20 protein-coding genes are annotated in these 19,929 nt (G+C 74.0%); 12 read left to right on the forward strand and 8 right to left on the reverse strand.

Going from position 1 to position 19,929, the window contains the following annotated elements:
- Nucleotide 1: 1 nt before the first annotated feature.
- Complete coding sequence (pspAA, locus tag D5H75_RS20650; RefSeq protein ID WP_119928123.1) at nt 2-280, reverse strand: PspA-associated protein PspAA; 279 nt, start codon at nt 278-280, stop codon at nt 2-4.
- On the reverse strand, nt 277-1,074 hold the full coding sequence (locus tag D5H75_RS20655; protein ID WP_119928124.1) for a PspA/IM30 family protein: 798 nt from the start codon (nt 1,072-1,074) through the stop codon (nt 277-279). Before D5H75_RS20655 ends, pspAA begins: the two co-directional genes overlap by 4 nt.
- A 117-nt stretch (nt 1,075-1,191) precedes the next feature.
- Here D5H75_RS20655 and D5H75_RS20660 point away from each other — a divergent pair, with 117 nt between their 5' ends.
- Nucleotides 1,192-1,791, forward strand: a complete 600-nt coding sequence (locus D5H75_RS20660) for a DUF3043 domain-containing protein (protein WP_119928125.1) — start codon at nt 1,192-1,194, stop codon at nt 1,789-1,791.
- A gap of 249 nt (nt 1,792-2,040) precedes the next feature.
- On the opposite strand, the gene D5H75_RS20665 is transcribed toward D5H75_RS20660, so the two are convergent.
- Entirely contained in the window at nt 2,041-2,946 is a 906-nt protein-coding gene (locus D5H75_RS20665) for an SMI1/KNR4 family protein (RefSeq protein WP_119928126.1), read from the reverse strand.
- Between the two features lie 46 nt (nt 2,947-2,992).
- Here D5H75_RS20665 and D5H75_RS20670 point away from each other — a divergent pair, with 46 nt between their 5' ends.
- Entirely contained in the window at nt 2,993-3,991 is a 999-nt protein-coding gene (locus D5H75_RS20670; RefSeq protein WP_119928171.1) for an aldo/keto reductase family protein, read from the forward strand.
- Nucleotides 3,992-4,217: 226 nt separating this feature from the next.
- Here D5H75_RS20670 and D5H75_RS20675 read toward each other — a convergent pair whose 3' ends face one another.
- Nucleotides 4,218-4,427: a hypothetical protein gene (locus D5H75_RS20675; RefSeq protein WP_119928127.1), complete on the reverse strand. Its 210-nt coding sequence runs from the start codon at nt 4,425-4,427 to the stop codon at nt 4,218-4,220.
- Nucleotides 4,428-4,512: 85 nt separating this feature from the next.
- Here D5H75_RS20675 and D5H75_RS20680 point away from each other — a divergent pair, with 85 nt between their 5' ends.
- The 3 genes from D5H75_RS20680 to D5H75_RS20690 are packed head-to-tail and all read left to right on the forward strand — an operon-like array spanning nt 4,513 to nt 7,123.
- Nucleotides 4,513-5,307, forward strand: a complete 795-nt coding sequence (locus D5H75_RS20680; protein ID WP_119928128.1) for an SCO2322 family protein — start codon at nt 4,513-4,515, stop codon at nt 5,305-5,307.
- A gap of 2 nt (nt 5,308-5,309) precedes the next feature.
- Nucleotides 5,310-6,242, forward strand: a complete 933-nt coding sequence (locus D5H75_RS20685; protein ID WP_242454392.1) for a bifunctional adenosylcobinamide kinase/adenosylcobinamide-phosphate guanylyltransferase — start codon at nt 5,310-5,312, stop codon at nt 6,240-6,242.
- A gap of 47 nt (nt 6,243-6,289) precedes the next feature.
- Entirely contained in the window at nt 6,290-7,123 is an 834-nt protein-coding gene (locus D5H75_RS20690; RefSeq protein WP_119928130.1) for an adenosylcobinamide-GDP ribazoletransferase, read from the forward strand.
- Here the strand turns inward: D5H75_RS20690 and D5H75_RS20695 are convergent.
- From D5H75_RS20695 to D5H75_RS20705, 3 genes are read right to left on the reverse strand one after another with little or no spacing between them, the layout of a single operon-like run.
- Complete coding sequence (locus D5H75_RS20695; RefSeq protein WP_119928131.1) at nt 7,053-8,009, reverse strand: CPBP family intramembrane glutamic endopeptidase; 957 nt, start codon at nt 8,007-8,009, stop codon at nt 7,053-7,055. The genes D5H75_RS20690 and D5H75_RS20695 overlap by 71 nt on opposite strands.
- Complete coding sequence (locus D5H75_RS20700) at nt 8,002-8,964, reverse strand: DUF1648 domain-containing protein (RefSeq protein WP_119928132.1); 963 nt, start codon at nt 8,962-8,964, stop codon at nt 8,002-8,004. The genes D5H75_RS20695 and D5H75_RS20700 overlap by 8 nt, the downstream gene beginning before the upstream one ends.
- Nucleotides 8,961-9,308 carry a GntR family transcriptional regulator gene (locus D5H75_RS20705; protein WP_119928133.1) on the reverse strand — a complete coding sequence of 116 codons (348 nt, stop codon included), beginning with the start codon at nt 9,306-9,308 and terminating at the stop codon, nt 8,961-8,963. Before D5H75_RS20705 ends, D5H75_RS20700 begins: the two co-directional genes overlap by 4 nt.
- 84 nt (nt 9,309-9,392) lie before the next feature.
- Between D5H75_RS20705 and D5H75_RS20710 the strand changes: the two genes are divergently transcribed.
- From D5H75_RS20710 to lipA, 7 genes are all read left to right on the forward strand, one after another.
- Entirely contained in the window at nt 9,393-10,877 is a 1,485-nt protein-coding gene (locus D5H75_RS20710; protein ID WP_119928134.1) for a leucyl aminopeptidase, read from the forward strand.
- A 101-nt stretch (nt 10,878-10,978) separates the two neighbouring features.
- A complete protein-coding gene (lpdA, locus tag D5H75_RS20715) occupies nt 10,979-12,370 on the forward strand; it encodes a dihydrolipoyl dehydrogenase (protein ID WP_119928135.1) in 1,392 nt (463 codons plus the stop codon).
- A 38-nt stretch (nt 12,371-12,408) separates the two neighbouring features.
- Nucleotides 12,409-13,872, forward strand: coding sequence for a 2-oxoglutarate dehydrogenase, E2 component, dihydrolipoamide succinyltransferase (sucB, locus tag D5H75_RS20720; RefSeq protein ID WP_119928136.1), 1,464 nt, complete (start codon nt 12,409-12,411; stop codon nt 13,870-13,872).
- A gap of 4 nt (nt 13,873-13,876) precedes the next feature.
- Nucleotides 13,877-14,764, forward strand: coding sequence for a TIGR01777 family oxidoreductase (locus tag D5H75_RS20725; protein ID WP_119928137.1), 888 nt, complete (start codon nt 13,877-13,879; stop codon nt 14,762-14,764).
- 55 nt (nt 14,765-14,819) lie between these two features.
- Nucleotides 14,820-15,551 carry a Type 1 glutamine amidotransferase-like domain-containing protein gene (locus tag D5H75_RS20730; RefSeq protein ID WP_119928138.1) on the forward strand — a complete coding sequence of 244 codons (732 nt, stop codon included), beginning with the start codon at nt 14,820-14,822 and terminating at the stop codon, nt 15,549-15,551.
- A 186-nt stretch (nt 15,552-15,737) separates the two neighbouring features.
- Nucleotides 15,738-16,415: a lipoyl(octanoyl) transferase LipB gene (lipB, locus tag D5H75_RS20735; protein WP_242454393.1), complete on the forward strand. Its 678-nt coding sequence runs from the start codon at nt 15,738-15,740 to the stop codon at nt 16,413-16,415.
- Between the two features lie 298 nt (nt 16,416-16,713).
- Nucleotides 16,714-17,655, forward strand: coding sequence for a lipoyl synthase (gene lipA / locus D5H75_RS20740; protein ID WP_202638335.1), 942 nt, complete (start codon nt 16,714-16,716; stop codon nt 17,653-17,655).
- Nucleotides 17,656-17,853: 198 nt separating this feature from the next.
- Here lipA and D5H75_RS20745 read toward each other — a convergent pair whose 3' ends face one another.
- The gene (locus tag D5H75_RS20745; protein ID WP_119928139.1) at nt 17,854-19,533 is read right to left on the reverse strand and encodes a M14 family zinc carboxypeptidase; all 1,680 of its coding nucleotides are present in this window, start codon (nt 19,531-19,533) and stop codon (nt 17,854-17,856) included.
- Nucleotides 19,534-19,929: the final 396 nt, after the last annotated feature.

Here is a 19,929-nt window from a genome sequence, read left to right on the forward strand (position 1 = left end):
GTCAGCCGGGGATGAGCCCGGAGTCACCCAGCATCTGGCGCACCTCGTCCATGGAGGCGTCGGCCGGCGGCAGGATCAGCTCGGACGGTTCGAGGCTGTCGTCGGGCAGCGGCTTCCCGACGTGGCGGACGCGGTCGAGGAGCGCGTGCAGCTTCTCGCGGAAGACGCCCTCGTCGCCGGACTCGATCGCGGACTCCAGTTCCCCGTCGAGCACGTTCAGGTCGTCGATGTCGGAGTCGGCGATCGTGACCTGGCCCTCGCCCATGATGCGGACGATCACTGGCCCTCCCCAGGCCGGTTGTACTGCTGGGTCTGCTGCTGCGGCTGCGCCTGCTGCCCGGGCTGGCCCGCCTCGATGGCGTCCTGCGGCCGCGGCCCCTGGCCCAGCTCGGCCTTCATCTTCTGGAGCTCCAGCTCGACGTCGTTGTTCGCGCCCATGCGGTCGAGCTCGGCCTGGATGTCGTCGCGCGGCCCGGTGAAGTCGTCGAGCGCGCCGCTGGCGAGCAGCTCGTCGATCGCGCCCGCGCGCGCCTGCATCTGCGCCGTCTTGTCCTCGGCCCGCTGGATCGCCAGGCCCACGTCGCCCATCTCCTCGGAGATGCCGGAGAACGCCTCGTTGATCCGGGTCTGCGCCTCGGCGGCGGTGTAGGTGGCCTTGATGGTCTCCTTCTTCGTGCGGAAGGAGTCGACCTTGGCCTGGAGGCGCTGCGACGCGAGCGTCAGCTTCTCCTCCTCGCCCTGCAGGTTCTGGTACTGCGTGCGCAGGTCGGCGATCTGGGTCTGGAGGCCGGAGCGGCGGGTCAGCGCCTCGCGGGCGAGGTCCTCGCGACCGGCCGCGAGCGCCTTGCGGCCCTGGTCCTCCAGCTTGCGGGACTGGCCCTCCAACTGGTTGATCTGGAGTTCGACCCGCTTGCGCGAGGTGGCGACGTCGGCCACTCCACGGCGCACCTTCTGGAGGAGCTCCAGCTGGCGCTGGTAGGAGTAGTCAAGGGTCTCGCGCGGATCTTCCATCTTGTCCAAGGCCTTGTTGGCCTTCGACTTGAAGATCATGGAAAGTCTCTTCATCACGCTCATGCGCGTCGGCCGTCCCCTTCTGTTCGGCACCCAGCCCTTGTGCCTCTATCGCTGGGTTCACCCTACGCATAACGCACGGGGCCGTCACTAAGTTGCCGCCCCGGTACGCTGAACGGCGTGTTCCGACGTCGCTCCCAAGCCCCCTCGGACGAGGCCGTCACGACGCCCGCCGAGGACCAGGCTAACGCCCAGGCCAAAAAAGGCCGCCCCACGCCCAAGCGCCGCGAGGCCGAGGGCCGCCGCCGCCAGCCGGTGGCCGCGCCCAAGGACCGCAAGGAGGCCTACCGCCAGCTCCGCGAACGCCAGAAGGTCGAGCGCGAGCGCGCCCGTCAGGGCATGCTGCGCGGCGAGGAGCGCTACCTGCCCGCGCGGGACAAGGGCCCGGTGCGCAAGCTCGCCCGCGACTACGTGGACGGCCGCCGCACCTTCGGCGAGTTCTTCCTGTTCATCTCGCTGGCGATCCTCGTCGTGGCCTACCTGCCGTCCGCCGCGGGCGCCGCGATCACCATCGTCTGGCCGCTCATGATGCTCCTCATCATCGGTGAGTCGATCTTCATCGCGCGCCGGGTCAAGAAGCTCGCCGCGGAGAAGTTCCCCGGCGAGAGCACCAAGGGCGTCGGCTTCTACGCCGCCATGCGGGCCCTGCAGATCCGCAAGCTCCGCTTCCCCCCGCCCGCGGTCGGCCCCGGCGGCAAGCCCGTCCCGCCCAAGAAGTAACCGCTCCCGTCGGAACCCCGCCGCCCGCCGCGCCTCCCGGCCCGGCGGGCGCGACCCATGCCCGCGGCGCCCTTCCAGGCCCCGCCGCCCCCTCGCGTCCTTCCGGCGCCGCGCCCCCGGGCCCCGCGCGCTCCCCTCGCCGTGATCATGCAGTTTTGAGCACAGGGTGTTCGAAACCGCATGATCACCGGGAGGGTTTCCGGAGAGCCGCTGGGCTCCCGGCCCGTTCCGGGGGCACGGCGGGCGGGGCTATTCGAGGTCCCAGTCGAGGCGGCCGTCCCTGACGACGGGGCGGTCGCCGCGGAGGCGCCGGCCCTTCTCCAGGGAGCGGGCGATGTCACGGAGCATGGCGAGGTAGGAGGGCCAGCCCCGGTCGCCGTCGAACGACAGGCCCTCCTCGTTGTAGTAGTTCCCGACCGCGCCGTTCCGGGCGTCGATCACCTGGTTGCCGCCGTCGCCGGCGGAGGCGAAGGGGATCATCTTGCCGTGCCACCAGGTGTCCACGGCCTCGATCGGCCCGTCGGCGAGGATGCCGCAGAGCATGCGCCAGTCCGACACGATCACGTCCAGATCGGACAGATCGTGGAGCGCGTCCATCGGGAACCCCCCGTCGTGCCGCAGCAACGACGCCTTCAGGCCGTCAGGGAAGCGGAGCCCCATGGCCGCCTCGGCCCTGGCGATCCGCAGGGGCGTGGCCGGTTCGCCGAGCGTCCGGTAGGTCCCGGGGGCCCGCCGCCGCAGCCAGCGCTCGATCCTGTCCCACGCCCGGTCCACCGCCGCCTTCGTCCGCGGGTTCACCGGCCGCACGACGGGCCGCCGCTTCGCGGGAGCGCACCCGGCCCGCCGTACCTCCCCTGGGGTCAGGCTCTCCTCCCGCGGCGGAGGCGCGGCCTCGGCCGGGGTGGCCGGCGGCGGGCGCGTCTCACGGCCGGGCCCGGGCAGGGCGAGGTCGGATGCGGCCAGGACCGTCGCGAGCAGGAGGAACGCGGTGAGGCGCGCGGGGCCGTACCGGCGGCGGGCGGGGGCGGGGCCGGTGGCGGGGAGGGGCGGGGCGAGGGGGGCGGCCGAGCGGCGGCGGGACTCGCGGACGGCGAGCGCCAGGACGGCCAGCGCGACGACGGCCGGCGCCAGCCGTACCAGGAACAGGTCCCACATTCGGGGCACCGTACAGCAAATCACCCGCCCGGATAGGGTGCTGACCATGGAATTCCGCCGTCTGGGCCGCAGCGGTCTCAAGGTCAGCGAGATCAGCTACGGCAACTGGATCACTCATGGCTCCCAGGTCGAGGAGGACGCGGCGCGCGACTGCGTGGCCGCCGCGCTCGACGAGGGGATCACCACGTTCGACACCGCGGACGTCTACGCGGGCACCAAGGCCGAGGAGGTGCTCGGGCGCGCGCTCAAGGGCCAGCGGCGCGAGAGCCTGGAGATCTTCACCAAGGTCTACTGGCCGACCGGGCCGACCCCCAACAACCGCGGCCTGTCCCGCAAGCACATCTTCGAGTCCATCCACGGCTCGCTCCGCCGCCTCCAGACCGACTACGTGGACCTCTACCAGGCCCACAGGTTCGACTTCGAGACCCCGCTCGAGGAGACCCTGCGGGCGTTCGACGACCTGGTACGGCAGGGCAAGGTGCTCTACGTCGGCGTGTCCGAGTGGACCGCCGACCAGATCGCGCAGGCGCTGCGCATCGCCGACGAGATGGGCTTCGACCGGCTCGTGTCCAACCAGCCGCAGTACTCCATGCTGTGGCGGGTCATCGAGGAAGAGGTCGTCCCGCTGTGCGAGAAGGAGGGGCTCGGGCAGATCGTCTGGTCCCCGATCGCGCAGGGCGTGCTCACCGGGAAGTACCTCCCCGGCCAGCCCCCGCCCGCCGGCTCGCGCGCGACCGATCCGAGCGGCGGGGGGTTCATCGGCGCCATGCTGACCGACGACCTGCTGACCCGCGTCCAGGGGCTCAAGCCGATCGCCGCCGACCTCGGGCTGAGCATGGCCCAGCTCGCCGTCGCCTGGGTGCTCCAGAACCCGAACGTGTCCTCGGCGATCATCGGCGCGTCCCGGCCGGAGCAGGTCCGCGACAACGTGAAGGCCTCCGGCGTCAAGCTCGACGCCGACGTCCTCGCGAAGATCGACGACGTCCTCGGGCCGGTGGTCGAGCGCGACCCGCGCAAGACCGTCAGCCCCGCGCGGCGTCCCTGACACCCGGAATCGCACCCCCCGCACGGCGTCCCCGACGCCCGGCGGCCCGCGGCGGCGCCCCCCGGCTTTCCGGGGGGCGCCGCCGCCTTTTCCGGGGATCTCTCCCGCGCGGAACGGAGCGCCTTATCCGGCTCATTCACCGGTCATGGTCCGCCGCGCCGCGCACTTTGGCGAAATTTTACTTTTCCCCGTTCCGATCACCCCGGGGGCGTTTTCGCGGGACGCGTCACTCCGCCGGGCGCAGGCTCATCCCGGCGTACTCCACGCGGTCGTCCTCAAGCAGTGTGACCTGCTCGACCCCGCTTTCCAGCAGCTCACGCCAGGTCTCTCCGAGCCAGGTCTCCGCGTCCGCCTGGGTCGGGAAAGTCTCGCGGGCGATTCCCGTGCCCGCGACCTCGGCGCCGTTCGCGTCCTCGTACCGCCATCTCCACGTCATGCCATACGCTCCTTTGTCGCGGGTTCACGTCTTCGTCAACATCATCCGCTGTTCTGATCATTTATAGATCATCGGGAGGCGCCGGATGCCGGCCAGTAATCGATTCGGGAAACGACGCGACGCCGTTCTGTTCACCACGGCACTCCTCCTCATCGCGCTCGCCGGACTCGGCACGGCCGCCACCGCATCCGCATCGGTCTCCGCGCCCGGCGCCGACTCCGGCACCGGGTCCGGCACCGGGTCCGGCACCGGGTCCGGCACCGGCTCCGCCGCCGGTTCGCCCTCCCTCGCCGCCCCGGCCGAGCCCGCGCCCGCGCCGGTCCCGACCGGCACCGGCCTGTGGGGCCACCACTACGGTGACGGGCTGGCCTGGATCCCGCAGCAGGTCGGGCCCCGGAAGAACCAGCCTAAGGACGGCAGCGTCGAGGGCTGGCGGTACGGCCTGGCCGAGGACGTCCGCTATCCCCTCCCGCCCGAGGTCATGACCGACTTCGAGGAGATCTGCGGCAAGACGCGGGTCACCGCGGGCGCCAAGCGGGTCGCCCTGGTGATCGACTACGGCGACGCCGAGGACTCCCCCGGAGTCACCCCGCCCTCGCCGCGCCTGGTGAAGAAGTGCGCCGTGGTGGACGCCGGGGCCGACAGCCTGCAGGTGCTCGCCTCCGTCGCCAAGCCGCGCACCGACGCCGCCGGCAAGGTCTGCGCCGTGAACGACCACCCCAAGGCGAACTGCGGCGACGCCGTGGCCGCCGCCGCGACGGAGGCCCCGGCCGAGTCCGGGAGCGGCGGCGTGGTCCTGTACGCCGCGGGCGGCGCGGCGGTCCTGGTGCTGATCGCCCTGGGCGGTTTCCTGGTCGCCAGGAGGCGTAAGCTCACCTGACCGTGAGAATCCTCGGCACGGCGGGCCCCGCGGGCTGGCCGGAGGCGGGCTGCGGCTGCGTCTCCTGCGAACGCCTGCGCTCCGCGGGAGAGCACCGCTCCCCCACCCGCGTCGTCCTCCGTGACGGCCGCGAACTGCCCCCGGGCGGCTCGGCCCCCGGCGTGCTCCACGCCTCGCCCGACCCCGTGCCGTACGGCGGGGCGGGGCCGTACGACGTGGTGGTGTTCGACGTCTCGCGGCCCGAGACGCTGGGCCGGCTGCGGCGGGACGGCCTGGCCGGCGACGCCACGGACGTGATCGCGGTGGGACTCGACCACCGGCTCCCCTCCATGGCCGAACTGGAGCGGCGGCTGCGGTTCTGGGGCGCGCGGGCCGTGCCCGACGGGACGGAACCGGCCGGCGAGGTCCCCGCGCGTCCCGCGCCGCCGCGCCGGACGCTGATCCTCGGCGGCTCCCGGTCGGGCAAGTCCGCCGAGGCCGAGCTGCGGCTGCTGGCCGAGCCGTACGTCACCTACGTGGCGACCGGCCCGGCGGCGGGCGACGACCCCGGCTGGCGCGCCCGGGTGGCCGCGCACGTGGAACGCCGCCCCGCGCACTGGGAGACGGTGGAGACGACCGACCCGGTGCCGCTGCTGCGCGAGGCGACCGGGTGCCTGCTGATCGACGGGATCGGCACGTGGCTGGCCGCCGTGCACGACGAGTGCGACGGCTGGAACGGCGGCGACGTCACGCCCCGCGTGGAGGAGTTCGTGGAGGCGTGGCGGCGGACCCGGGCCCGGGTGGTCGCCGTGAGCGACGAGGCCGGGATGGGCGTCGTGCCCGCGACCGCGAGCGGGCGGCTGTTCCGCGACGCCCTCGGCCGCCTCAACCAGCGCCTGGCCGCCGAGTCCGAGGAGGCCGCCCTCGTCGTCGCCGGCCGCGTCGTCGCCCTGTGACCGGGGCGGCGGCGGGGAGGGGCGGCGTGACGGGGAGGGGCGGGCCGATGGCGGACGGCGTGCGGCTGGCGTTCGGGACGCTGACGGTGTTCCCGGTGCGGGTGTCCGCGGTGGACCGGCGCACGGCGGGGCGGGCGATGGCGTTCGCGCCGGTCGTGGGGCTGGCGCTCGGGGCCCTCGGCGGGGCCGTCCTGCTGGGCGCCGCCTGGTGGTCGGACGCGCGGCTGCTGGGGGCCGCGCTGGCCGTCGGGCTGCTGGCGTGGCTCACGCGCGGGCTGCACCTGGACGGGCTGGCCGATCTCGCGGACGGCCTGGGCAGCGGGAAGCCGGCCGAACGGGCGCTCGACATCATGAAGAAGTCGGACATCGGCCCGTTCGGGGTGATCACCCTGGTGGTCACGCTGCTCGTGCAGGTGGCCGCGCTCACGCGGGCGGGCCCGCTCGCGCTCGTGGTCGCGTGCGCGGCCGGGCGGCTGGCGATCACGTGGGCCTGCCGCCCGGGGGTGCCCTCCGCGCGTCCCGGCGGGCTGGGCGCGATGGTCGCCGGGTCCGTACGGCTCGCGCCCGCCCTCGCCGTGACCGCCGTCGTGCTGCTGGTCGCCGTCCCCGCCGGGTTCCCCGGCGTTTTCGCGCCGGTCCCGGGCGGGATCGCCTGGCTCTCCCCCGAGTCCGGGGCCGCCGGGGACGCCGCCGCCCCTCCGGGCTCCGGCCCGTGGGCCGCGGCCGCCCTGGCCGGTCCCGCCGCCGTCGCCGCCGGGCTCGCCGCCGCGTGGTGGCTGCGGCGGCGGGCCGTACGGCGGCTCGGCGGGATCACCGGTGACGTGCTGGGGGCGCTGTCGGAGACGGCGACGACAGCGGCTCTCGTGGTCCTCGCACTCTGAGCAGGGCCACCGCGACCAGGGCCATCAGCACCCAGCCGACCAGGCCGAAGGGCCCGGCCAGCGCGGTGTTCGGCGGCTCGCCGGGCGCGGCGACGACCAAGACGTAGGGGGCCGAGGCGTTGAACGCGCCGTGCGCGACGACCGCCGGCCACACGCTGCCGGTGATCATGCGCAGCCGGCCGAGGACGGCGCCGAAGATCACGCAGAAGCCGGTGAAGAAGAGCGCTCCCCACGCCCCGAGCGCCGGGTAGTTGCGGCCGAGCAGTTCCAGCGGCGCGTGCCAGAGCCCCCAGATCACCCCCGACCCCACGAGCGCCGCCGCCGTGCCGTACGGCATGAGCCGGGGCAGCAGCCAGCCGCGCCAGCCCCACTCCTCGCCCAGCGAGGGGATCGCGTTGATCGCGGGCGCGATGAGCAGGCCGAAGACCTGGGCGGCGACCAGCGCCTGCGGCGGGACCTCCGCCCCGGCGCCCGCGGGGACGCGCGTCAGCGCCGACAGGTCCAGGTCGAGCAGCCCGAGCCACGCGCTGACCGCGATCGCCGCGAAGCCGAGCGCGGGGATTCCGGCCCAGGCGGCGGCGGTCCACGCGATCGTGCGCCCCCGGCGCGGCCCGAGCGTGAGGCCCGTCTCCCGCGCCCACCGCCCCGCGGGCGTCCGCCGCATGAGCCACACCGCGAGCACCGCGACGGTGGGCGTGAGCATCATCCCCGTGGCCAGCAGCGGGCCCCACGACGGCGCGGCGCCCCGGCCGCTCACCCAGATCGGGATCGCCACCAGCCACGCCAGGCCGTACGCCACCGCCACGAAGACCGGCAGGTCCTTGTTCCGCGCCCTCTCCCCGCGTCCTCCCGCCCCTCCGCCGGCGCGCGGCGCGCCCTCAGACACGGGCGCCGTCGGCGGCCAGGGCGTTGAGGAGGGCCGCGCCGTTCTCGGCGTCGTCCACGCTCACCGCGAAGGTGCCGCCGTCGCGGAGCCGGACCACCAGGCACCGGCCGCCGCGGATCATGACGGTGGTGGCGCCGGGCAGCCCGCGCACGCCGTATCCGCCGGCCCGCATCGCCGACCGGTCCTCGGTCCAGGCGCGCTCGATCCGGTCCAGCGCGATCCGCCGGGCGGGCCACCCGAACGGGCCGAAGCCGACGCTCAGCCCGTGCTCGTCGGCGCGGACGCGCACGGTGGACAGGAACGCGCCGACCACCGCGATCACGAGCACCGGGCCGACGCTGGCGGCGGCCGCGGCCTCGGCCGCCGCCATCGCGAACACCGCCGCGGCGACCGCCAGGGCGGCCCCGCCCGTCGCCAGCCACAGGTTGGAGGTGCGGGAGACCCAGACGGCCCGCTCCCCCGGCCGCAGCACGATCGTCGGGCCCGCCTGCGCGTCCGTCTCCGGCGCCCGGTCCGGGCCGGGGGTCCCGGCGAGCCACCCCGCGAGGACGCCCAGCGCCGCGGCGCCGATGACGTACCCGAACCCGATCGCCGGCAGCCGCGCCTCCCGCCAGTCGGCCAGGTCCAGGTTCGCGAGCAGGGTGATCGCGTACATCGCGATCACGAACCCGCCGGCGCCGAAGACGTACGCCAGCAGCCTGCGCCGCGCCGCGCGCCGGGCCGCCACCAGCGAGCTCAGCGCGGGCGGGATCGCGACGACGGCCATCACGCCCCAGAAGACGAGCGTCTGGGCCAGGAAGGCGCCGGTGGACTGCGACCGGTCGGCGCCGCTTCCGCTCCAGTGCACGGCGACCGCTCCCGGGAGCCGGTCCGCCAGGCCGGTGTGCAGCGCGGCGATCACTCCCGCGACCAGCGCCGCCCAGGCGGCGACGACGCCCAGCAGACGTCCCCTCATGTCAGCTCTCCGATCATCTTGATCACGTCCTCCCGGCGGTAGCCGTACCGCTCGGCCTCGCGCAGCAGGCCCCGGATGCGCTCCAGCAGCGCGGACCGGTGGTCGGCCTGGTGCATCACCGTCACTCCCCGGCCGCGCCGGAACTCCAGGACCCCCTCGTCGCGCAGTTCCCGCAGCGCGCGCAGCACGGTGTTCGCGTTGATCCCCAGCGCCCCGGCCAGGTCGCGGGCGGGGGGCAGCCGCGAGCCGGGCGGATAGGAGCCCTCGGCGATCGCCCTCCTGATCGCCCCGGCGACCTGCTCGTGCAGCGGCCGTGGATCGTTCAGGTTCAATTTGAGAAGCATAGTGCTAGCGACATTAGCACCATTCGATTAAGAGGGGTACCTCCTGGTACGAACACCTTCCCGGTCCCGATAGCATCGGCCTACGTGACCACTGTGAGCCGCACCACCGCAGATCTTCAGTCCGTCGACGCCGACGCGCTCGTCATCGGTGTCCACGCCGGCCCGGACGGTCCCCGCCCCGCCGCCGGCGCCGAGTCCGCCGACGCCGCGCTCGGCGGGCGGCTCGGCCAGACGCTTTCCGCCATGGGCTTCTCCGGCAAGGCCGGGGAGATCGCCAAGGTCCCGACGTTCGGCGCGCTGCCCGCCACGATCCTCGTCGCGGCCGGCCTGGGCGACGCCCCCGCCGAGGGCCCCGTCGACAACGAGACCCTCCGCCGCGCCGCGGGAGCGGCGGTCCGCGCGCTGGCCGGCACGGCTCACGCCGCCCTCGCGCTCCCCGCGGCCTCCGACGACGCCGCCGAGGCCGTCACCCTGGGCGGCCTGCTCGGCGCGTACGCCTTCGGGCGCTACCACACCACCGGCGACCGCAAGGCCCCCGTCGAGCGGCTCACCGTCGTGACCGAGGCCGGCGAGGCCGCGCTGAAGCGCGCCGAGGTCGTCGCCGACTCCGTGACGGCGGTGCGCGACCTGGTCAACACCCCGCCGTCGGACCTGTGGCCGGACCGCTTCGCCCGCATCGTCGAGGAGCGCGGCCGCGAGCTGGGCCTGGACGTCGAGGTGCTGGACGAGAAGGCGCTCAAGGAGGGCGGCTACGGCGGCATCTCCGGCGTCGGCCAGGGCTCGGTCAACCCGCCGCGCCTGGTCCGCGTGGCCTACTCCCACCCCGAGGCCGCCAGGACGCTCGCGTTCGTCGGCAAGGGCATCACCTTCGACTCCGGCGGCCTGTCCCTCAAGCCCGCCGCCTCCATGGACTGGATGAAGTCCGACATGGGCGGCGCCGGGGCGGTCTTCGGCGCGGTCTCCGCCGTCGCCAGGCTCGGCCTGAAGGTCAACGTGATCGGCTACCTGCCGCTCGCCGAGAACATGCCGAGCGGCACCGCGCAGCGCCCCTCCGACGTGCTGACCACGCTCTCCGGCAAGACCGTCGAGGTGCTCGACACCGACGCCGAGGGCCGCCTGGTCCTGTGCGACGCGATCACCCGCGCCACCCAGGACGACCCCGACCTGATCGTCGACGTCGCCACCCTGACCGGCGCGCAGATCGTCGCCCTCGGCTGGCGTACCGCGGGCCTGATGTCCAACGACGACTCCGCCCGCGACGAGGTGCTGGCCGCCGCCGCCAAGGCCGGCGAGCCGATCTGGGCGATGCCGCTGCCCGAGGAGCTCCGCAAGGGCCTGGACTCCCCCGTGGCCGACCTCGCCAACCTCCAGCCCGAGCGCTGGGGCGCCATGCTCACCGCGGGCATCTTCCTCCGGGAATTCGTGCCCGCCGGGCAGCGCTGGGCACACATAGACATGGCCGGGCCGGCGTTCAACAAGGGCGAGCCCTACGGCTACACGCCGAAGGGCGGCACCGGCGTGACCACTCGCACCCTGATCGAGCTGGCCACCGAGTACGCCCAGGCGTGACGTGACCGGTCGGCGCGAACCCCGGCCGACCGGTCACCACAAGTGAAAAACTGCGAGCGAGCACCAAATGCGAGCACAACATTTCGGACAAGGAGACCCCTGTGGCTGATGGCAGCGGCCCCTACGACCTGGTCGTCCTGGGGGGTGGGAGCGCCGGCTACGCCTGTGCCCTGCGAGCGGTCGAGCTGGATCTGCGCGTAGCGCTCATCGAGAAGGACAAGATCGGCGGCACCTGCCTTCACCGCGGATGCATTCCGACCAAGGCTCTTCTGCACTCGGCCGAGATCGCCGACCAGGCGCGCGAGAGTGACAAGTTCGGGATCAAGGCCCGCTTCGAGGGCGTCGACATGCCCGGCGTGAACGCCTTCAAGGACAAGATCGTCACGCGGGCCTGGAAGGGCGTCCAGGGTCTCCTCAAGGCCGGCGGCGTCACCGTGATCGAGGGCGAGGGCCGCCTCACCGGCCCGACCCAGGTGACCGTGCGGACCGCCGAGGGCGAGCAGGTCGTCGAGGGCGCGCACATCGTGCTCGCCACCGGCTCCGAGCCGCGCTCCCTGCCGGGCCTGGAGTTCGACCACGAGCGGATCATCTCCAGCGAGGACGCCCTGCGGCTGGACCGGGTCCCGGGCTCGGTGGTCATCCTGGGCGGCGGCGTCATCGGCGTCGAGTTCGCCAGCGTGTGGCGCTCCTTCGGCGCCGAGGTCACCATCGTCGAGATGCTGCCGCACCTGCTCCCGCTGGAGGAGGAGTCCAGCTCCAAGCTGCTGGAGCGCGCCTTCCGCCGCCGCGGCATCAAGTACGAACTGGGCGTCCGCTTCGAGAGCGCCAAGCCGACCGAGAACGGCGTCCAGGTGACGCTGGAGGGCGGCAAGACCCTCGACGCCGAGGTGCTGCTCGTCGCCGTCGGCCGCGGCGCGGTCTCCGCCGGGCTGGGCTACGAGGAGGCCGGCCTGCAGGTCGAGCGGGGCACGGTGAAGGTGGACGAGCTCTGCCGCACCAACGTCCCCACGATCTCGGCCATCGGCGACCTCATCGCCACCCCGCAGCTCGCCCACGTCGGCTTCGCCGAGGGCATCCTCGTCGCCGAGCGCCTGGGCGGCCTCAACCCCGCCCCGATCGACTACGACGGCGTGCCCCGGGTCACCTACTCCGACCCCGAGGTCGCCTCGGTCGGCCTCACCACGGCCGCCGCGCGCGAGCGGGGTCACGACGTCGTCGAGGCCGTCTACGACCTCGGCGGCAACCCGAAGAGCCAGATCCTCCAGACGCAGGGCGCCGTCAAGGTCATCGCCCAGAAGGACGGCCCGATCCTCGGCGTGCACATGGTGGGCGCCCGGGTCGGCGAGCTGATCACCGAAGGCCAGCTCCTCTACAACTGGGAGGCCCTGCCCTCCGAGGTGGCCCAGCTCCTGCACGCCCACCCGTCCCAGTCGGAGGCCGTCGGCGAGGCCGCCATGGTGCTCGCCGGCAAGCCCCTGCACGTCCACAACTGATAAGCCCTCACAGAAACGCGATAGGAGCACTGCGAACCATGCCGGTCTCCGTAACCATGCCCCAGCTCGGCGAGAGCGTCACCGAGGGCACCGTCACCCGTTGGCTCAAGAAGGAGGGGGAGCGCGTCGAGGCTGACGAGCCGCTCCTCGAGGTGTCGACCGACAAGGTCGACACCGAGATCCCCTCCCCCGCCGCGGGCGTCCTGCAGAAGATCGTCGTCGCCGAAGACGAGACGGTCGAGGTCGGCGCCGAGCTGGCCGTCATCGGCGAGGGCGGCGAGGCCCCGGCCGAGCAGGCCCCCGCCCCGCAGGCCGAGCCGGAGCCCCAGCCCGAGCCCGAGCCCGAGCCGCAGCCGGCTCCCCAGCCCGCTCCCCAGCAGGTGAGCGCGCCGCAGCCGCAGTACCAGCCGCCGGCCCCGCAGTACCAGCCGCCGGCGCCGCCGCAGCCCGCCCCGGCCCCGCAGCCGCAGGCCCAGGCTCCGGCGCAGGCCCCGGCCGCGACCTCGGGTGACAGCCCGTACGTCACGCCGCTGGTGCGCAAGCTCGCCGCCGAGCACAACGTGGACCTCGACTCGCTGACCGGCACCGGCGTCGGCGGCCGCATCCGCAAGCAGGACGTGCTCGAGGCCGCCCGCGCCCAGCGCGAGAAGGCCGCCCAGGCCCAGCAGCAGGCCCCGGCCGCCGCGGCCCCCGCCGCGCAGGCCCAGCCCGCCGCCCCGGCCCAGCAGCAGGCTCCGGCCGCCGCCCCGGCCCCCGCGGTCGAGGTGGACACCACGCTGCGCGGCCGTACCGAGAAGATGTCGCGCCTGCGCCAGACCATCGCCAAGCGCATGGTGGAGTCGCTCCAGACCTCCGCCCAGCTCACGACGGTGGTCGAGGTGGACGTGACCCGCATCGCGCGGCTGCGCGAGCAGGCCAAGGCCGACTTCCAGCGCCGCGAGGGCGTCAAGCTGTCGTTCCTGCCGTTCTTCGCGCAGGCGGCGATCGAGGCCCTCAAGGTCCACCCCAAGCTCAACGCCGTCATCGACGACGAGACCAACGAGGTGACCTACCACGAGGCCGAGCACCTGGGCATCGCGGTGGACACCGACCGCGGCCTGCTGGTGGCGACCGTCCGCGACGCGGGCGACCTCAACATCGGCGGTCTGGCCCGCAAGATCGCGGACCTGGCCGAGCGCACCCGCGCCAACAAGATCAGCCCGGACGAGGTCACCGGCGCGACCTTCACGCTGACCAACACCGGCAGCCGTGGCGCGCTGTTCGACACGCCGATCCTGTTCAAGCCGCAGGTCGGCATGCTGGGCACCGGCGCCGTCGTCAAGCGCCCGGTCGTCGTCGAGGACCCGGACCTGGGCGAGGTCATCGCCGTCCGCTCGATGGTCTACCTGGCCCTGACCTACGACCACCGGCTCGTGGACGGCGCCGACGCCGCCCGCTTCCTCACCACGATCAAGAACCGCCTGGAGGAGGGCCGGTTCGAGGCCGCGCTTGGGCTAGCGTAGCCATGTGAGGATTGTGGTGACCGGTTCCTCCGGTCTGCTCGGTTCGGCCCTCGTCCGCGTTCTGCGCGGCGAGGGCCGCCGTGTTGTGAGCCTCGTGCGCCGCGCGCCCGCGGGCGCCGACGAGGCCCGGTGGGACCCGCGCGGCGGCGAGGTGGACCGGTCGGCGCTCGACGGCGCCGACGCGGTCGTCCACCTCGCCGGCGCGGGGCTCGGGGACCGCCGCTGGACCCCCTCGCGCCGGCGGGAGATCGTCGCGAGCCGGGTCGAGGGCACGCGGACGCTCGTGCGCGCGATGGCCTCGCTCGACCGGCCCCCGCGAGTGCTCCTCTCCGGCTCCGCGATCGGCTTCTACGGCGACACCGGCGACCGGGCGGTGGACGAGACCGCCCCGGCGGGGACGGGCTTCCTGGCGGATCTGGTGCGCGCGTGGGAGGCCGAGGCGATCGCCGCCGAGGAGTTCACCCGGGTCGTACGGCTGCGCACGGGGCTGGTCCAGACGGCGCGGGGCGGGTCGCTGCGGCGGATCCTGCCGATCTTCCGGCTCGGGCTGGGCGCCCCGCTGGGCTCCGGGCGGCAGTACTGGAGCTGGATCACCCTGCACGACTGGGTGGGCGCGGTGTGCTTCCTGCTGGAGTCCGAGGTCTTCGGGCCAGTGAACCTGACCGCGCCCGAGCCGGTCACCAACGCCGAGTACACCCGGGCCCTGGGCCGCGCCGTACGGCGTCCCACGTGGCCGATCCGGGTCCCGGGGTTCGCGCTGCGGGCGGCGCTCGGGGGGTTCGCCGACGAGGGCGTGCTGATCGGGCAGCGGGTCCTGCCCGCGCGGCTGGCCGAGGCGGGCTACGCGTTCCAGCATCCGGGCCTCGGCCCCGCCCTGCGGGCCGTACTGTGATCTGCCGTCACTACGCAAGAAGCACCATGCGGTGCGCCGACGCGGGGAGAAGAACATGCTTGGCCAGTCGCACATCCTGGCGATCGGGGGCGGGTCGTTCCTGCCGTCCGACCGTTACTCGTTCATCCGCCCGAGCGGGCTGCTGCGGTACGCCCTCGACCTGACCGGGCAGGACCGGCCCAAGCTGTGCCTGGTGGCGACGGCGCTGGGCGACGAGCACTCGCGGCTGCTGCAGATGTACGACGCGTTCCGCGACTGGGACGTCGAGGTCAGCCACCTGACGGTGTTCCCGATGCCGAACGTGCCGGACCCGCGCGCGTTCCTGCTGGAGCAGGACATCGTCTACGTCACCGGGGGCAGCGTGGCGAACCTGATGGCGCTGTGGCGGCTGCACGGCCTGGACGAGGCGTTCACCGAGGCGTGGCGCGCGGGGGTGGTGCTGGCCGGGCAGAGCGCGGGGGCGCTGTGCTGGCACGTCGGCGGCAACACCGACTCCTTCGGGCCGACGCTGCGCCAGTGGGACCAGGGCCTCGGCCTCCTCCCGTACTCCTGCGGCGTCCACTACAACTCCGACCCCCAGCGCCGGACCCTCCTCCACGAGGCCGTCGCCGCGGGCACCCTCCCCCAGGGCTACGCCGCCGACGAGGGCGTGGGCCTGCACTACGTCGGGACCGAGCTGGTCCAGGCGGTGACCATCGACCCCGAGGGCCGCGCCTACCGGGTCGAGCCCGACGGGGCGGGCGGCGCCAAGGAGTCCGTCATCGAGGCCCGCCTCCTCACCTCCTGACCATCCCGCTCGCCGGGATACCGCGATCCCGCGCCCGCCCGCGTCGTCCCCCGGGGACCTGAACGGCGTCGGCGTGCGCGGGATCACGATCCGGGGAGGCCCCGCGGCCGGGGCCGGGACGCCCTGGGAGGGGCCCGGGGAGCGGGCCGTGGGACGGCGTGTCGCGCCTTCGTCTAACCTGGACGCGTGACCAAGCTCGCGATGGTCCGGCTCGGTGTGGACGTGCCCTACGAGCAGGCGTGGGACCTGCAACGCAAGGTGCACGAGCGCCGGGTGGCGGACTCGCTCCCCGACACCTGCCTGCTGCTCGAACACGCCCCGGTCTACACGGCGGGCAAACGCACGGACCCGCTGGAGCGGCCGATGGACGGCACGCCGGTGGTGGACGTGGACCGCGGCGGGAAGATCACCTGGCACGGGCCCGGCCAGATCACCGGCTACCCCATCGTCCGGCTGACCGACCCCATGGACGTCGTGGCCTTCGTCCGGCGGCTGGAGGAGGCGCTGATCAACGTCTGCGCCGACTTCGGCGTGGTCACCGGGCGTGTGGAAGGCCGCAGCGGCGTGTGGGTGCCCGCCTCGGGCGGCCGCCCCGACCGCAAGCTGGGCGCGATCGGCCTGCGCGTGGCCAGGGGCGTGACGATGCACGGCTTCGCCCTCAACTGCGCGAACGACCTCAACTGGTACAACCGCATCGTCCCCTGCGGCATCGCCGACGCCGGCGTCTCCAACCTCAGCGAGGAGGCCGGGCGCCGCATCACCGTGGACGAGGTCCTCCCCTACGTCGAGAAGCGCCTGGCCGAGGCCCTCGACGCCGAGATGGTCGACCTCCACGAGGAAGAGCTCGAACGCCTCCTCCGCTAGACCCGCCGGGCGGCGGGCGCGGCCCCTCGCCGCGCCGGCCGCCCGCCGCGCGTCTCCGCCCGCCTCCGGACCACCGCCCTTCCACCGGAGCGCCGCCCGCCGGGCCGGGTCGCTTCCCTCCGTACGGCGAGCCGCCCGCCCCGGCCGCGCGCCGCCGTACCCCGGGACGGGCGCCGCGCCCGCCGTACGGGGCGTGCGACGCCGGCCGGGAGGGCGCCTGGCGCGTCGTGCCTGGACAGGGGTGGTGAGGGGGGCGCGGTGTGCGCGGTGGGTGTGGTGGGGACGTAGGCTGATTCTCGTGACAGTCGCTCCTGAAGGCCGCAAGCTTCTCCGCCTGGAAGTACGCAACAGCCAGACCCCCATTGAGCGCAAGCCGCCGTGGATCAAGACGCGGCTCAAGACCGGACCCGAATACACCGAGCTGAAATCGCTGGTCCGGCGCGAGGGGCTGCACACCGTTTGCGAAGAGGCGGGGTGTCCCAACATCTACGAGTGCTGGGAGGACCGCGAGGCGACGTTCCTGATCGGCGGCGACCAGTGCACGCGGCGCTGCGACTTCTGCCAGATCGACACGGGCAAGCCGGCCGAGTTCGACCGTGACGAGCCGCGCCGCGTCGCCGAGTCGGTGGCGACGATGGGGCTGCGCTACGCCACCGTCACCGGCGTGGCGCGCGACGACCTGCCCGACGGCGGCGCGTGGCTCTACGCCGAGACCGCCCGGCAGATCCACGCGATGGTGCCCGGCTGCGGCGTGGAGCTGCTGATCCCGGACTTCAACGCGATCCCCGAGCAGCTCGACGAGGTGTTCTCCAGCCGCCCCGAGGTGCTGGCGCACAACATCGAGACCGTGCCGCGGATCTTCAAGCGCATCCGCCCGGCGTTCCGCTACGAGCGCTCCCTCGAAGTGATCACCAAGGCCCGCGAGGCCGGGCTGGTCACCAAGTCCAACCTGATCCTGGGCATGGGCGAGGAGCGCGAGGAGATCGTCCAGGCCATGCGCGACCTGCACGAGGCGGGCTGCGACCTGCTGACGATCACGCAGTACCTCCGCCCGTCCCTCCGCCACCACCCCGTCGAGCGCTGGGTCAAGCCGGAGGAGTTCGTGGAGCTCCAGGCCGAGGCCGAGGCGATCGGCTTCGCCGGCGTGCTGTCCGGGCCGCTCGTGCGCTCGTCCTACCGCGCCGGCCGCCTCTACCAGCAGGCCGTCGAGAAGCGCGGGGTCGCGTCGGCGCAGGCCTGACGCGCCGTCTCACGTCGAGGGCCGCCCTCCGGGTTCACCGGGAGGCGGTCCTCTCGTTTCCGCGCGCCCCGCTCCCCCGGCGCGTAGTACGGCGGGCGCCGGCGCCCCGCGCTCCGGGGGCGCCGGCGTCGCGCCTCCGGGGACGGACGCCGCCGTCGCGCGCGGGCGCGTGCCGTACGGCGGGGGCCTGGCGCGGGGTCAGAGGCAGCGGCGCAGGTCGGCGTGGGCGGCGCCGCCGCGGACGACGGTGAGCCTGGCCGTCTGGGTCAGCAGGCCGAGGGGGCCGCGGCAGGTGATCGTCCAGGATTCGGCGTGGTGGGCGGTCGCGGTCTGGCTGGGACGTGGCGACGGGTTGACGTGCCAGGTGAAGCGGCCGTCCCGGGGGACGGTGATCGACGAGGTGAGCTCGACCGGGTACGTCAGCGCCGGGCCGGTGGAGCCGTCGGGCCGGGCCACCGGGGACGTGGACATCGTGAACGACTTCGTGAGCGTGAGCGTCGCGCCCGGCGTGGAGCGGCCGCTGATCACCCCGTGCCCGGCCGGGTCGGCGGCGGCCTCGAAGCCGGTCAGGAAGGCCTCGCGCGCGTCGGAGCCGGGGTACGCGCCGATGCCGAGGTACTGGTCGATGACGTACTGGTACGGCGGGTGGAAGCCGCGGCCGCCGGGCGTGTGCTCGAACGTGAAGCCGTACGCCCCGGTCGTGTAGTAGACGGTCTCCTCGGTGGTGCCGCTGGCCGCGTAGTAGATGTCCGGCCACGGCCCGGCCGGCCACTTCATGATTCCGCCGAGCCGCTGCGCGAGGGCGTCGTACGGCACGGCGTCGGCGGGGACGGGCTCGTTGGGGGCGCTGGGCGCGCGCAGGACCCGGGCGTCGGGGGTGTGATTGCTGAAGGCGACGGTGATCTGGTTCGTGTGGACGAGGTGGCGGATGTTCTGGATCTCCGGTTCGGAGAACGGGCCCTCGCCCCGGTAGTTGCTCGCGTTCTCGTCGTGGCTCGCGCCGGGCCCGCCCCAGAACGCCCCGTAGTTCCGGTTCGGGTCCACGCCCTTGGCGAAGTTGGCCGGGTCGGCGCACTCCTCGCGGGTGGGGACGCGGCCGGGGTTCACGCGGCAGTTCTTGCGCTTTTGCTCCTGGGTGAGGCCGCGCGACATCTCGAACCCGTCGGGGTTGACGATCGGCACGACGATCATCCGGGCCCGGTCGAGCAGGGAGGTCACGCGCGGGTCGCGGCCGTCGTTCTGGAGCACGTCCCAGGCGAACTCCATGGTCAGCTCGACCGTCGGCCATTCGCGGGCGTGGTGCAGCCCGGTCATCAGGAACGCCGGCTTGTGCCCGGCCCGCCGTACGTCCCGGGAGATCTCCGCGGCCCACACGGTGTGCCCGAGCAGCGACTTCAGCGGCAGCGCGAACCGGCGCACCTTCCCCGGATGCTCCCGCTCCAGCCGCGCCAGTTCCTCCGCCGTCTCCTCCAGGGTGCGATAGGTGACCCGCCCGGTGGGCAGCCGGGACGCAGTACGGCGGAGCGCCCGCGCCTCCTCGGCCCGCCGCGCCTCCCGGTTGCGGGCGGCGACGTCCGGCACCACCACGCTCACCGGGAGCCCGGTGGACCGCAGCCGGGCCTCGTCCGCGCTCCCGTGCAGCATGACGTGGACGTTCTCGCGGTCCCCGTCCATCACATCCAGGTCCAGCCGGAGCAGCCGCTCCCGGTCGGCCCGGTCGGGCGCCCTCACCCGGACGATGGACACGACCTCGGCTGCGGCGGCCGCCTCCCGCGCGGGCGGCGCGGCGAGCGCGGGCGCCCCCGCCAGCGGGAGGATCAACGGCGCCAGCGCCGCGATCGCGACGAACCGGACCTTGCGCGGGACGCGGACAGCCATCAGAACCACCCCGGGCCGAAGGGCGGCGACCCCTCCCCCGCGCAAGATCACCGAGACCACCCCGACTATCGCCCGCCCCCACCCCCCTGTCAACGCCCCTACCGCCACCCGCCCGGGCCGCCGGCCCCGACCTGGGCCTCCCGCCTTACTCCCGCTGTGACAGGTTCCGCCTGCGCCGGGACAAGGCGGGCGGGGCTCTTGTCCCCGCCGTGTCGGTGAAGGGGTGGTGTGTACGGCCGGGGGCGGTCGGTGCTCCGGGTATGCGCATGCGGAGGCCCCCGCTGCCGGGTGTTCCGGTGGCGGGGGCCTTGGCTGCTGTTCGTGCGGGTGTGTGGGGGTGACCTCGGGGGGTCAGCTGTTGGTGTGGGCGTAGGCGCCGGTGGAGAAGGGCTTGGG

Origin of the sequence: Bailinhaonella thermotolerans, assembly GCF_003594875.1 — a bacterium.
GTDB classification, from domain to species: domain Bacteria; phylum Actinomycetota; class Actinomycetes; order Streptosporangiales; family Streptosporangiaceae; genus Bailinhaonella; species Bailinhaonella thermotolerans.